This is a genomic window from Kiritimatiellales bacterium, assembly GCA_041656295.1.
GTDB lineage: Bacteria > Verrucomicrobiota > Kiritimatiellia > Kiritimatiellales > Tichowtungiaceae > Tichowtungia.
The window spans coordinates 19,288-33,888 of record JBBADV010000008.1 but is presented as its reverse complement, the minus strand read 5'-3'; the positions used below and the strand labels follow the sequence as shown (position 1 = coordinate 33,888).

Here is a 14,601-nt window from a genome sequence, read left to right as displayed (position 1 = left end):
AATTAAGATGGCTTCTTTTTTCGCCGGGCCCGGGCGATAATTATTTTAAAAAATTATCGCGTACGTTAACGGACGCTGCATTACGGCAGTGCGATACGATCCCGGTTAAATTATTAAATTCTTAACGGGCAAAGATGCCCGTTAAGAATTAACACATAGGCGCTTATTTTTTGTGACTGCGCCGGGCCAGCAGAAGCAATATGCATCCGCCGCCGAGGATTCCTATTGTGGCCGGTTCAGGTATCTGCGTATACTCCAGTGTTAATGTTGGAGCATCAAGAGTAGCGTGTTCTCGCGAGGCCAACCGGGTGACACCTGCATTATCAAGGGGGCTGTCATGCGCCAGCATCAATGTCACGGTATCGCCGGGATCAAATGTATTCAAAAATGCAACCCAGTCAGCAGAGCTGGCGATTGATACAGCTTCGCCTTCACTACCTTTCACCCATAAAGAAGAAGCTAATAACTTCGCGTCTGAAGTGAATCCCCACATAGAACCCGTATCGTTGGCCGGCGCATTATTCCAGGTCAAATTATTCCCGGCACCGCCGCCTTTTTCAATCCAGCTTTGCGCTAAAGTCAGCCCGTAAAGATTCATCGTAAGGTCTATCCCTATTGCAGTTCCCTGACGCACAAACGTTAAGCCGGCTCCCGTGATACTTCCGGCAACCATATCTGATGGTAATACAAATTTCAGATATGCTTTCATTGAATCCGGGTTGCTGCTGGCATTGGTCCAGCTTCTCACCCAAATATGCTCTTTGGCGCCATTCTCACTGGCCGGGGCAGCGGATGACGCATATGTATCTCCGCTGGTGATGATATTGGTTGTAACCAAAGCGCTTTGTAAAAATCCGGCGCTCACAATCAACAATATCCAGATAACTGCATTTCTTAATTTCATGATTATCTCCTTTTATTTGTTATTTTTTCTCAATTGTCTCTTACACACTAATCTTCCTCATACCATTGCTGTTCCTGCTGTTCTATAATTCATATCCTCCTTCATTAATGATTAACCGTTTAATTAAAAATAGCTGATTTTCTCGACAGGGCAATAATTATTTTAAAAAATATTTATGTATTATTTTGCGGCCGGATTACATCCAGAGATTTTCAGGATAAATTCCGACGTTAATGAGCTCCCGGATGCCGGCCATGACCTGCGGTTTATCTTCGGCGTACGTCACGCCCATCCATTTTTCCGGCGTCGGCAGAACGCGCGCCGTGGTTTCACCGCGCGCGATCATGCTGTCGATGAGTTCCGGCAGCAGATATTCACTTTTCATCTCGTTGCCGGCGCGCTCGAGAAATTCAACAAAACCGCGTTCGAGAAATTCAAACAGTTGCGGCGTGAAGCCCCAGGTATTCATCGAAACAATGTCGTCGTCGTTCATCTGTTTCAGCAAACCGTTTTCTTCATAACGGATTATGCCGTCGGGTTTGCGCTCAATATTAAAGCGCTCGGAAACGTGTTTCAAAATTCCGGCGTCGACATCGCAATACCCGCGCGCAACACCGCCGTTCGGCGACAGTGTGTTTTTGATGTAAAAACCGACCATGCAGCAGTCGGAACTTTCCACCGGCATTTTTTCAAGCTGGCGCGCGAGCACTTCAAAACTTTCGCGCCCGTAAAAATCATCGGCATTAATTACGGCGAACGGTTCGTTAATCACCGGCTTCGCCATCAGCACCGCCTGACCGGTGCCCCACGGTTTTGTACGTCCTCCCGGAACAGAAAACGGCATCGGAATTTTGTCGAGCGTTTGAAAAACATATTCGACGTCAATTTTACCGGCGAGCTTATCACCGATGACTTCTTTAAATGCCGCTTCAATGTCCGGGCGAATAATGAAAACCACTTTGCCGAAACCGGCGCGGATGGCATCGAACACCGAATAGTCGAGCACGATTTCGCCGGACGGTCCGACCGGATCAATCTGTTTCAGTCCACCGTAGCGACTGCCGATTCCGGCGGCCATGATCACCAGCGCCGGTGGCGCTGGTAATTGACGATTGACGATTGATGATTGCAGATTGTCACTTCGTTGCTTCGCATTCGCGAAGCCCAGCTCGCCGGAGGCTCGGTTGATAATTGATGATTGTAGATTTTTATTCATTTGAATTTCTAATGCCTCGTGCCTAATGCCTGTTTTTAAAAAACTCGATGGTCTGCTGCAGTCCGGTTTCGAGATTAAATTCGGGACGAAAACCGGCTGTGGAAATTTTTTCCGGCGATGCCTTGGAGTGTTTTACATCGCCGGCGCGTTCCGGTGCGTAAATAATTTCGGACGATGAACCGGTGAGTTGAATAATCCGTTTAGCCAGCTCGTTAATCGTCAGCGAACCGCCGTACGCCACATTGTAAACGCCGGAAAGATTTTCGTTCAGCGCGAGAAACACGTTGGCGGCGACGATGTCTTTGACAAAAATAAAATCGCGCGTCTGTTCACCGTCGCCGTAAATGGTGATCGTCTCATTTTTTACGGCGCGGTGAATGAAAATCGGCACCGCCGCCGCGTATGCACTGCCGGGATCCTGCCGCGGGCCGAATACATTAAAATAACGCATCGAAGCGGTTTTTAATTCCCCTTCGTTCGCAAACATTTCGCAGTAATATTCACCGTCGAGTTTGGTAACGGCGTACGGACTTTTCGGTTCCGGCAGCATGGTTTCAAGTTTCGGCACAACCGGATTGTTTCCGTAAATCGCTGCTGAGCTTGAGAGACAAAGTTTTTTCACGCCGGCGCGCGCGGCTTCTTCGAGCACCGTCAATGTGCCGAGCGTATTGAGCTCAACGCACTCCGCCGGTTTTTCCATCGACTCCGGCACGCTGATCATCGCCGCGAGATGAAAAATATAATCGACGCCGGCAACCGCGCTGCGCACCGCCGCGCGATCGGTAATTGATCCTTCGATAAATTCGCAGTTCATGCCGGCGAGATTTTCACGGTAGCCGGTGCGCAGATTATCGAGAATCCGCACGTCCGCTTTTCCTTGAAAATATTCGGCGATATGACTGCCGATAAATCCGGCGCCGCCGGTAATTAAAACTCTCATGATGCTGCTCCGGTAATCCGTTTCATCTGCTCCATCTGCGCTTCCATCGACTGTACCATTTTAAACTGTTTCCGGCAGCGGTCGAGATTCTGTCCGTCGCGGTGCGTTTTAAAATACACATCGCCCTGTAGGTAATCTGTCAGAAAACGCAGCCCGATTTCAAACGTAATCAGCGCACCAGAAAAAGCCAGCAGTTCGCGTTCGCGCGGCACGAGAAATCCGGCAGACTCCAGATAGCCGGCGGTCAGCGCTTCAAAATAATTCATATCCATTTCCACCAGCGAAAGGGCGCGCTCGTCTTCCGGTGCGCGCGTAGTGGTAGTGCGAACCATATCGCCGAAATCGTACAACGCTGAACCCGGCATTACGGTGTCCAGATCAATCACGCACATTCCGGCGCCGGTAACGGTGTCGAGCAGAACATTGTTCAGTTTTGTGTCATTATGCGTCACGCGTTCCGGAATTTCACCGGCGTTCATTAAACCGGTAACCACATCAACCATCGACTCGCGTTCGAATGCAAATTGTATTTCCGCCGCTGCGCCGGCGGCACGCTGAAAACGGTCGGCGTTCATCGCCGCAACCAGCGCATTAAACCACTGGCGCGTATTATGAAATCCCGGAATCGTTTCGTGCAGACGCACCGGCAGATCCGCCATCTGACACTGAAACAAACCGAATGCTTTCGCCGCCTCAAACGCCTGCGCAGTATTCTGTACCACATCAATGCCGACGGCATTCTCAATAAACAGATATGTCCGCCAGAAATTTCCGGCGGCGTCGCAATAAAAATCGGCGCCATCAATTGTTGGAACTAATGTGAGCACGCGCCGGTCAATTTCGCCGGCGCCGGCGAGTTCAAATTTTTGCCGCTGATGACGCGTGACACGCCCGATGTTTTCCATCAGCGCCGGCACATTCGTAAACACATTATGATTAATCCGCTGGCGGATGTAATACTCCTGTTTTCCATCGCGCTCATAAAACACTTTATAGGTGTCATTGATGTGGCCGGTGCCGTACGGAATTTCACCGCGGTAAATTCCCGGACACTGAAACGCCTGAACAACTTCATCCGGCAAAATCTGTGATATCTGTTCGCTGTTCTTCATCCTTAGCCTGAGCTTTATTTAATATACAGTATTTTTTTCTTATTGATGCTTTAACCGCGGATATCACGGATATAAACGGATGAGTCGCATTACCGATTTCCGATTGCTGATTTTTATCTGTATAAATCCTGTTCATCCCGTCAAAAAACTCTCATCCCTCTGCGGCTCTGCGCGGGAAATTCTGCACGCAAAAACCGCAAAGATTTTAACCACGGAGGCGCGGAGTCTCAATTCTCTAAATCTCTGTGTACTCTGTGGTTTTAATTTCTGCTCCACTGAAAAGCGACAGGGACGCCGCGTCTACTTTCTGCTCATTCATCCAGACGCCGGAAATTTATCCGCAGATAAACGCAGATTGCGCAGATGAAATGCCTAATGCCTTCTCTCTGTGCCCCTGTGCCTCTGTCCCTCTCTTCCCTAATGCCTCGTGCCTGATGCCTAATCCCTTCTCTCTGTGCCTTTTTTCCTCATGCCTGATGCCTATTCCCTAATCTGTTTATATCCGCGTTATCCGTGGTTTATTTCACTGTTTCACAAATGAACGTGCGCGAAAAAATTTAAAATTTAGCGCTTTCGTCTTTTTTTTAACAATATTGACTCTGCAAAATAACGCGATATGCTCTTCCTCATGGACAAGCTGCTGACAAAAATCAAAGAACCGGCGGACTATTTCAAAGGACTCGGCGAATATGAACTGCCGCTGCCGGTGAATATTTTAATGTATCTGCGCACTGCCAAAAACAACCTGCAGCAGCAGGCGCTGCAAAATCGTTCGCATCATCGTTACGTTTTAGCGTTCTGTTTGAAAACATCCGGACACGTGCACGTTGACAACCTCACGCTGCCGCTGCGCCCCAGTGATGCCCTGCTTATTTTTCCGTATCAGTTTCACCACTTCAGCCATCTCGAATCAGTTTCACTGCAATGGCTCTTCAGCACATTTGAACTTAGATCGACACAAAACTTTCTCGAACCGCTGCGCAACCGCACCATTCACGTTGGCGACGCATCGCTATTCATCCGCGAACAGATGTTGAAATACTGGCTGGAATGTTCATCGTTGCGCGCGCCGGCAAAAACGCAGCTCGAACAGTTGCAAACCACCCTGCTCTCATTATTGATTTCATTGAAACAGGACTTTCAACGCGCATCGCCGGAAACGCCGCCGGAAATTGAAAACAGCCTGCTGCGAAGCATTAACACGTTCATGTACGAATGGCGCGGACGCGTGGTTACTATTGAAGACATCGCCGGAGAACTGAAACTCTCCGAATCCTATCTGCGGATTCTCTTCAAACGCACCGCTGGAATTTCGCTGGGAAGTTATATTCAGAATTACCGCATCAACCGCGCCATGGCGCTGCTCTCCACCACCGGATTTTCCATCGCCGACATCGCCGAAGAAGCGGGCTTCGGTTCGTTGCAGGCCTTCAGCCGGGCATTTAAAAATAAAACCGGCCGCACCCCGCGCGAATACCGGCGGCAGATTTAAAAAATCGGTCTGCATCATTGTTGCGGCGAAATATCGATAGATAAACTTTTATTGAGTGTAATTGGCGACACGGCACATTTGCCCATGAAGGATAAAATCGTTAAAGATTTGAATGAGTCCCTGCCGTACGAGCGCGGTGCGATAAAGTTTCGTGAACAGGCGTCCCTAATACGCTGAGCATTGCCATTTGCGATCTTAGCCGCCGAGTGTTCCGGCATCAAAAGAAACTCTGCACTGATTTTTTTACTTTTTTAATAAAACTGCTTCCAGAAATTGATCCGGTGTTTCGTAGACCGCTGGAGAGATTTCGCCGGTAATTAATAAATGGCAATTAGTCATTCCGAGTTCATCGGCGCACTCTTTTAATTTGACGCCGAACACACCGTGATGAATTGCCGACGATGCAGTTTCGGCGGACGTTGAACTTCTAACGCTATAACTCAAAAATACCGGCGGATCACCGGCATCTATGAAGTTAATCGGCGAAAATTCATCAAACAGCGGTTTGTATGTTTCATAATTTGCCATCATGCTGGCGTAATTGCTCGCGCCGACCGCGCGTGTAATCATCGAATGCCCGGCGGCGAGTCCACCGATCCATTCATTCAATATTTTCGGATCAATGCTCGTTTGCGGGAACTGAGCATACGCACCGGAAACACGACTGGATTCACGCAGCACCGGATCGTTGGATGCCGGATTGGCAATGTCATCATGAAACGCCAGCCATAAACAGGTACACCCGCCGGCGCTGCCGCCCTGCACCGCAATCCGCGCAGAATCAATATTCAGCTCTTTGGCTTTAGAGCGCAAAAATTGAATTGCCCGCGCCGCGTCATACACCGGTGCCGGCAGAATCGCCTGCGTTGAATAGCGATAATCAATCGACGCAACCGAAACACCTTTCGCCAGCCAGTCATCAATTTTCACACGACCGATAATTTGAGATTTATCGTTGCTCGTCCAGGCACCTCCGTGGATATACACCAGTGTCGGCGTCAGTTTATCCGTCGCCGGCGCACGCCAGAAATCGAGCGTATTTCGTTCATGCGGACCGTAGGTTAACGTCACTGGATTTGTTTGTGCATTGATTTGCAACGAAAACCCCATTGCAAAAATAAGAAGTTTCAGCATTATTTTTTTCCAAAAACTTTTTTAATGTGCCGGTTTTTGCGATAGCAGGCATCCATCAGATCGGCGAGCTGCGCTTCGGCGAGTCCGATACAGGTATCTGCAGCGCCATAATAAATTTTCACACTGCCGTCATCTTCCGGAATCGCGTTGCAGGTGAACACCACATTCGGCACACGGCCAACGAGTTCATACAGCTCCACCGGCCACAGCACTGCATCTTCACCACGCGCAATGATTTTTTCCGGATCATTCAAATCCAGCATGCAGACGCCGAGCGCGTAGATCAGCCCGTTGCAGGTGTCGCCGACACCGTGATAAATCGTTAGCCAGCCTTTTTTAGTTTTTATTGGAACCGCGCCGCCACCGATTTTAAACCGATCCCACAGCGCCGGACGCACATCCATCAGCGGAACCGAATCGCGCCAATGAATCAAATCATCCGAATAACTCAGATACATCATCGATGGCCCGCGCGGGTCGTCCATCGGGCGGTCGAGACGCACATAGCGCCCATTAATTTTTTCCGGAAATAAAACACCGTTACGGATCGGTGCGTGTGTGCGCTCCTGCTCGATGCGTTCATAGCTCACAAAATCTTTTGTTTTTACAAGACCGAGACTGATACCGTATTCATCCGATGCGCTGGCATACATGATAAAATACTCCTCACCGATTTTGGTGATGCGCGGATCGTACACGCAGTTTTCGGTATAGCCCGGTTCAAAGCCCGGCCAGTTCACCGGCTCCGGATCCACCGTAAACTTCATACCGTCTTTACTGCGCGCCAGCCAGAATACAATCGGACCGGACGCCACGGCGGCGTCCATCATCACAACATATTCACCGTTATGTTTAACCGCGCCGGGATTCAGCACATACATCACATCCGGCGGCATATCGTTCGGCGCCAGCACCGGATTATTTTCATTGCGGATAAATACACTCTTCATAAAAACCTTTTCGTTTGTTTTGTTCTGGAAACTTCTTCAACCGCCCCGCAATCCCGCGCAGCAGGATTTGCGGCGCCGGTTTCATTCGTCGGTCATTTTATAATACAACGGATCCGGATGATCCGCGGGCTTCAACATGCCGGTCATTGTTTTGGCATCCAGCCACGGCGAATACCGGGACACGGTGATTTTGCTCTGGCGCGGATGAAACGTCAGAACCCGCATGAATCCGGAGCCGCCTTTGGTGAGTCCGGAATAATCCGTAAGAATTTGATGCACCGGTTTTCCGGCCTGATTAATGTCGGAAATAATCACATCCTGCGCCCCGCTGACGTGTCCGCACAGCACCAGAAATATATTCGGACATTGCGTAATAAATTTCTGCCAGATATCTTCGCCGGAATTTTCTGTGACCTTGTAATTACCTCTCCGGGTGTCCCGTCCTGATGCATAGTTTCTTAAATAGATATGCGTAACCACAATGCACCGGTGATCGGGGTGCGCATCAACAATTCCTTTCGCCCATTCCAGTACGGCGGCGCCGGGCTGCATATCCAGCGCCAGCAGCAGGAAATTCATGCCGGACGCTTCGGCATAACAGTAATAGCTGTTGCTGAAGCTGCCGCCGTACCATTCATGCTGTTGAAAACGTGTCTCCGGAAAATAGGTGCGGAAGAGTGAATTGCGGATGGTCGCTGTGGCCCAGGAAAAGGTGTTGGTCTCTGTTTTTTTAGCATAAACTTCAACACCCATATCGTGATTCCCGAGACAGGCGGCATACGGAATGCCGGACTGGTCCAGCGTGGCAAACGCGTTGGATGCGACGTCCCATTCCGGCGCATAATCTGTGTTCACAATATCCCCGACATGCGCCACCATTTTAATTTTCAGGTCATCTTTTTTCTCTTTAATCCAGTCCGTCATAACAGGAAATATGGCAGCATTCGGTGCGCGCGTACCGGTATTTCCCAGCAGATCAACCCAGCCGTGATTGGCATAATTCTGTGTGTCCGGAAAGACGACCAGCCGGAATACATCCGCACTTTCTTTTGCGTTTACCGTGAACAGAAATGATGAATCGGTCTTTTGCTCAAACGTTTCTCCGCTCGAAAGGCTGAAGACATTCAACGTCCAGTTAAATGCGGTATTGTTCCCAATGTCGCCGGCAGAAAACCGGACATTATCCCGGACGCCGACATCGTCCGTTGTGTACGTTACAGAACAAAGTTGATCATCTTCAATGGACCGCAAATCGCACGAAATCGTCCCTGCCTGAGAGATGCCGAACGTTGCCACATATTTTGAACTGTTTTTTAACACAATTTTGCCGAGCGTACCGCGAGCGGACGTCCATGAATTTCCATTCCAATATTCAAGACTGCCGCCGGCAGATGCTGTTCTGGAAACCAGAATTTCGCCGGACGAATTGATTTCAATCTGAGAAAATACCACCGGATTATTGAGCAACTGGCTAAGAGAATAACCGCCGGCGGTGCTCATAGCGGAAGCGCCGTAAAGTCCGAGATACACCGTCCCTGAAACACCGGAATATTTTTCTGCCGAAAACGTAATCTGCCACTGCCCGTCTTTCAGCAGAAAATGAGAATCTGAACTGACCTGCGCCACCGGATTTCCGCCGGACGCCTGCCGGCGGCTGCTGATCTGCAGATAGCTTTCATCCAGATCATCCAGGATTGAGAATGCGTAGCTTAATGTGCCGGTTTGACTGGTTGACAGCTCGCCGGTTGAGCCGTACAGCGTAAATGCGTTTTCCTCCAGACTCAGCGTCTTTGTTTTTGCAGAAACTTTGGCGCTAGACGGATCGGTCCTGGAAACGGATTCCTCAAACAGGATTCCCGGCGGATATGAATTAAAATCGACCAGTGCGCCCTGTGCAATACACACTGCACAAAACGTCATCACAGCGAACATCCATATCATAACGTAATTTCCGGTAACTTAAAATTCATGTGCATCATCGGCAATGTGCCGGATTTATTTTGTGAGGAGTTCAATGCTGTAAATATCAATATCCCAGCCAGAGGTTGAATTGTTGATAATATCTCCGGCGGCAAACTCCACGGTCTGCCCGACTCTGGCTTCGATATCAGAAATTTTTATTTGATTCCCGTCCAGCACTTTTCCGCCTGCCTGCCGCAACGTAGCGATAATGGCAGTTCCATTGCATTCGAACTTAATACAATAGTTTGTTTTGCCGGTGATGTCGCCTTGCAGACCGTGACCCGGTTGCCGAGGAACATTGCTCTTATCGATAAAACTGAATGCAAACTGAGCGGACGGACGAATCACCAATTGCATCGCCACGACCGCCTTACTGCCGTCTTTGTCCGAACCGCCCGGCAGCACTGCATCGCTGATATAAGCGCCTTTTTTATCTGCGGTGCCAGTGCGATATAAGCCAAACAATAATGGGCCAGACGGAGCCGGACTGCTCACCGAAAATTCAACGGTAATTTTCCAGTTATCGCTGAGCGCCAGCGGTTTTTCTGAAGCAATCAAAGCCGCCGCCACTGAATTCCTTGAATTCAACCGGACACATTTTTTTCCGGCACTGTCCTCAATGGACAGTTGAAATGATCCACCGCCTTTTAAAACGAATCCGGAAGCATTGCCTGTTGCGTCCAATAGATTTGTGGTGAATGTACCGGACGAGGCAATTTTTCCGGCGGTATAATTACTGAAATCCACCGGCGCGCCGGAAACAGAAATTCCGGCTAAAAGCAGAGAAAAAAATAATCCAACCTGACGATTCTTTTTCATTCATATTCTCCTGAAAGCTAAATACCGGTGGTATTATATTTTATTTCTGAATCCATTTCCGGCCGGCAAGTCCGACGCACGATGCAATAATAAACAGACTGATTGTAGCCGGTTCCGGAATGGTGGTAATTTTGTAAACATCAATATCATAGCCTGATGTGCTGTTATTCATCGTGTCACCGAATGCAAATTTCAATGCATCCCCGGAAACATTCGGACCCAGCGCTGTCACGGATTGCGACAAAGTTTTTAATTCCGTGCCGGAGCTGTCAGAAAGTGTTGCAACCAGATTTACGCCATCGCACTCAAACGTAACCGTATACCGTGTGCTGCCGTTAACAGAACCGCTGTAAGCCGAACCGGGTTCTCTTCTCGTGCCGCCGGCGTCAACGTAGCTGAATGAGTATGCCCCAGTTGGGCGAACCGTCATCTGCATGGCCATGCGTGATGTCGCGGCGTCTCCGGAGGCAATGGACGCCTCCCCGCTGGCCAGTCCATCGGCATCCACCACCGCCGCATTGTATATTCCAAATGAAAGCGGTCCATTACCCGAAACAGAATTGATAGAAAAATCGGCTGAGACCGACCATTCATCGGCTAAATTGAATATCTGTTTTGACCCGAGCATGGCAACGGCAGAGCCGTGGCCACCTGAGCTTAACCGCAAAACATTAACTCCGGAACCGTCATCTACGATGGATGCACTGGCGGTGCCGCTGCCGTCGATGACCACTAAATCATATCCGCTTACGGTCGAAATTGACCCGGCGGAATAGGTGCTGAAATCAACCACATTGGCTGATGCACAATACGCGCCGAAAATCGCCGCGACTGCTGTTAAACGAACTCTCTTACTCATTGCTGCCTCCTTTTGTTTTTCCAGTTTTTCCTCTGCCCGCTTCGCTTACTGTCCGTCGCCGGATTCAACTATGATTAAACACAGCGAATGCGCCGGAAGCGTAAACGATGCAGGCGCGATCTCTTTTTCATACACTTCATATTTCCCGTTAAATACCGAATCTACGCCGTATTTTGTTTCGACTTTTTTAACGGTGCCCCACCCCTCAATCAGTTCCGGCGCAGTCAACACTTTCAGCCGTGCTTTCGCGCCGGAAAAGCCGTTCAACCGGATTTCCGCCAGCTGGTCCGACAGGGATTTATTCAACAGAATGAGCGCCGTTTTCTGTTCGCCGGGAAACGCGGCGCCGATCACCGCCGGAAATGATTCACTGCCGAAATCCAGTTCACCGGTCATTTCCGGCGCGCCGGAAATTTCGCACACGGTCAGTTTTCCGGCGGACTGAAATGCCTCGCTGAAAAGTTTTACAACCTCAAATGAAATGGTTTGCACAAACGGATCGTCCAAATGTTTTTCTTCCGGTTGCTGCACATAAAACATGCCCCAGTAAAACGGTGCCGCCAGCACGTGCAGATGCGCCATTTCAACCGTCTCCGGATATTTCAGCGCATGCAGCAGCCAGTCCGCCAGATACAATCCGTGCGCCAGCGTTTTGGTGTGAATAAATTTCGTCCGGTCCTGATCGGACAGTCCCTGATTTTTCAAATTCGTGAAAAACGGAATTGGATGAATGTTCCACTCTGTCAGCCAGAGCGGTTTGCCCGGAAACAGTTTTTGATAGTATGCAATCAGCTTTGAAAATTCCACCGGATTGCGTGACATGAGATAGGTATACGCCTCAGTTTCCGTCAAATGCGCAAACAGTTGCGGCGTGACCAGATAGTCATGAATCACCACTGCGTCATAAAACGACTCTTTTGAAACAGCGATATTCCACTGCGCATTCGGATTATCCGTTACCCAGAAATCATCCGCTTCCGGATTTTCATTTTTCACATGCCGGAAACCGGATGCCAGCACGCCGAGTTTCACATCTGCCTTCACGGCTCTCATCGCCTGCGAATGGCGTTTGGCGTCTGCAATAAAATCATCCACCGTCGGATAATGACTGCGATAGGGATTCAGATAATATTCATTGCCAAGTTCCCAGTATTCGGCGGGATACTCTTTATCAATACAATACTGCAGCCATGCGGCGCTCTGCTCCGGACTACCGGTCAGCAGATTTAAAACCCAGGAGGTATTGTTGATCCCAAGTCCCCGTTGCGCGTCCATAAATTCATCCACCGTTTCACCGTGCGGATGATAGTTTTCCATATCCTTGCGCCAGTCTTTTACCTGACCGCTAAATGCGGGCGCAATACGCGCCACAGTTTTATCGTCAACAAACGTGCCGGTGTCCCAGTTTATAAAATTCGCCATGGTTCCGCCGGGGAAGCGCATAAATGTCGCACCGGACTCTTTCGTCAACCGGAAACATTCCTGATGCGAAAAATCATAAGGACGTCTGGTGAAATGAGGATTTACTCCCAGCACATACGGACTGTACGGCACGGGTTCGGAAAATCCGGCGCGGATCACCACTTTTTCCGGCGAAGAAACCGACACGCCAAGCGCAACCGCTTGAACCGATAACGCCGCCAGCACCGCCCCCATGAACAGTGATTTTCCAATCACAACCCTCATTATCACAAACTCCTTTATTTTCAAATTTCCCAACTATGTTATCCTAGTTTTTTAATATTTCAACGATTATTTCATATTATTTTTTCTTGTATAACATACATGATATTTTATCCTGCCAAAATGAACTTTCCAGCAACAGATGCAGAAATCCCGCAGATGCAGACCCCGCCGAATATTGTTTTAATTCTCACTGACGACATGGGCTACTCCGATATTTCCGCGTTCGGCGCTGTCGGCTGGAAGACGCCGAACATTGACCGGCTGGCAGCGGAAGGCATCCAGTTTACAAATTTTCATGTCACCAGCGGCGTCTGTTCCGCATCGCGGGCGTCGATTCTCACCGGACGCTATCACAACCGCATGGGCATCGACGGTGCGCTGATGCCGTGGGATGAAATCGGACTGCCGGAATCCGAAAAAACGATCGCCGGCATTTTGAAAACCGCCGGCTACGCCACCGGCATGGTCGGCAAATGGCATCTCGGCAGCCGGCCGGAACAGCTGCCGCTGCATCACGGTTTCGACGAATGGCTCGGACTGCCCTATTCCAATGATATGTGGCCGGTGGAGTTCGACGGTACGCCGACGCGAGAAAATTCCGGCGCCGGTAAATGGCCGCCGCTGCCGTTGTACGACGGCGGCGCGCCGGTTGAAATTATTTCCACACTCGAACAGCAGGACATGCTGACGACGCGCTACACCGAACGCGCGCTGGATTTTATTGACCGTAATCATAACGCGCCGTTCTTCCTCTATTTCGCACACTCCATGCCGCACGTTCCGCTCGGTGTTTCGGAAAAGTTCAAAGGCAAAAGCGAACAGGGATTGTACGGCGATGTGATGATGGAAATCGACTGGTCGGTCGGCGAGATCATCAAAAAACTCAAAGAGCATCAGCTGGAAGAAAACACGCTGGTCATTTTTACCAGCGATAACGGTCCGTGGCTGAGTTTCGGCAATCACGCCGGCACATGTCACGGCCTGCGCGGCGGCAAAGGTACAGCGTGGGAAGGCGGAATCCGCGTGCCGGCGATTATGCGCCGTCCCGGCGCTATTCCCGCCGGAACGGTGTGCAATGAGCTGGTTTCATCCATGGAACTGTTGCCGACGATTATTGCCCAGGCCGGCGCGCCGGCGCCGGAAAAACCGCTCGACGGGTTTGATATTTCAGCGCTGCTCGCCGGAACAAACCCAGCGTCGCCGCGCAAAAATCTGTATTACTATTATAAGCCGAACGAACTGCGCGCCGTTATTCAGGATCAGTGGAAACTGATTTTTCCGCACGCCTACCGCGATTATACCAGCGTACCCGCCGGCAGCGATGGTTACTGTTCATATCCAACCGACAGCCGCACCGGCAAAGCGCTGTATGATATTATCGTCGATCCCGGCGAACAGATTGACCGGCGCACTGAATTTCCGGCGGTTGAATCGGAAATTGACCGGCCCGCTGAAAAAGCTCGCAATGAACTTGGCGACAACCTGTTGAAATGAAATTATAAGGATATCCGTTTTCCAGCAAGTATT

The 14,601-nt window shown here is 49.9% G+C and carries 12 protein-coding genes; 2 read left to right on the top strand and 10 right to left on the bottom strand.

Translation table 11 applies throughout. From position 1 onward, the window contains the following. Positions 1 to 163 precede the first annotated feature (163 nt). The 4 genes from WC959_06780 to WC959_06765 form a co-directional block, all read right to left on the bottom strand. A complete protein-coding gene (locus WC959_06780) occupies positions 164 to 904 on the bottom strand; it encodes a PEP-CTERM sorting domain-containing protein (GenBank protein MFA5688833.1) in 741 nt (246 codons plus the stop codon). A 196-nt stretch (positions 905 to 1,100) separates the two neighbouring features. Next, entirely contained in the window at positions 1,101 to 2,120 is a 1,020-nt protein-coding gene (locus WC959_06775; protein ID MFA5688832.1) for a sugar phosphate nucleotidyltransferase, read from the bottom strand. Positions 2,121 to 2,142: 22 nt separating this feature from the next. After that, entirely contained in the window at positions 2,143 to 3,060 is a 918-nt protein-coding gene (locus WC959_06770; protein MFA5688831.1) for an NAD-dependent epimerase/dehydratase family protein, read from the bottom strand. Next, positions 3,057 to 4,172: an aminoglycoside phosphotransferase family protein gene (locus WC959_06765; protein MFA5688830.1), complete on the bottom strand. Its 1,116-nt coding sequence runs from the start codon at positions 4,170 to 4,172 to the stop codon at positions 3,057 to 3,059. Before WC959_06765 ends, WC959_06770 begins: the two co-directional genes overlap by 4 nt. 628 nt (positions 4,173 to 4,800) lie before the next feature. Between WC959_06765 and WC959_06760 the strand changes: the two genes are divergently transcribed. Further along, entirely contained in the window at positions 4,801 to 5,664 is an 864-nt protein-coding gene (locus tag WC959_06760; protein ID MFA5688829.1) for an AraC family transcriptional regulator, read from the top strand. Positions 5,665 to 5,907: 243 nt separating this feature from the next. On the opposite strand, the gene WC959_06755 is transcribed toward WC959_06760, so the two are convergent. The 6 genes from WC959_06755 to WC959_06730 all read right to left on the bottom strand — a co-directional run bounded on the left by WC959_06755 (position 5,908) and on the right by WC959_06730 (position 13,074). Then, positions 5,908 to 6,798 carry an alpha/beta hydrolase gene (locus WC959_06755; protein ID MFA5688828.1) on the bottom strand — a complete coding sequence of 297 codons (891 nt, stop codon included), beginning with the start codon at positions 6,796 to 6,798 and terminating at the stop codon, positions 5,908 to 5,910. Continuing rightward, complete coding sequence (locus WC959_06750) at positions 6,798 to 7,748, bottom strand: glycoside hydrolase family 130 protein (protein MFA5688827.1); 951 nt, start codon at positions 7,746 to 7,748, stop codon at positions 6,798 to 6,800. The genes WC959_06755 and WC959_06750 overlap by 1 nt, the downstream gene beginning before the upstream one ends. 81 nt (positions 7,749 to 7,829) lie before the next feature. Beyond that, positions 7,830 to 9,689: a metallophosphoesterase gene (locus tag WC959_06745; GenBank protein MFA5688826.1), complete on the bottom strand. Its 1,860-nt coding sequence runs from the start codon at positions 9,687 to 9,689 to the stop codon at positions 7,830 to 7,832. A gap of 54 nt (positions 9,690 to 9,743) precedes the next feature. Beyond that, positions 9,744 to 10,529: a hypothetical protein gene (locus tag WC959_06740; GenBank protein ID MFA5688825.1), complete on the bottom strand. Its 786-nt coding sequence runs from the start codon at positions 10,527 to 10,529 to the stop codon at positions 9,744 to 9,746. Between the two features lie 40 nt (positions 10,530 to 10,569). Further along, positions 10,570 to 11,388: a hypothetical protein gene (locus WC959_06735; protein ID MFA5688824.1), complete on the bottom strand. Its 819-nt coding sequence runs from the start codon at positions 11,386 to 11,388 to the stop codon at positions 10,570 to 10,572. Between the two features lie 45 nt (positions 11,389 to 11,433). Then, positions 11,434 to 13,074, bottom strand: coding sequence for a hypothetical protein (locus WC959_06730; protein ID MFA5688823.1), 1,641 nt, complete (start codon positions 13,072 to 13,074; stop codon positions 11,434 to 11,436). Positions 13,075 to 13,194: 120 nt separating this feature from the next. Between WC959_06730 and WC959_06725 the strand changes: the two genes are divergently transcribed. Beyond that, entirely contained in the window at positions 13,195 to 14,568 is a 1,374-nt protein-coding gene (locus tag WC959_06725; GenBank protein ID MFA5688822.1) for a sulfatase, read from the top strand. Positions 14,569 to 14,601: the final 33 nt, after the last annotated feature.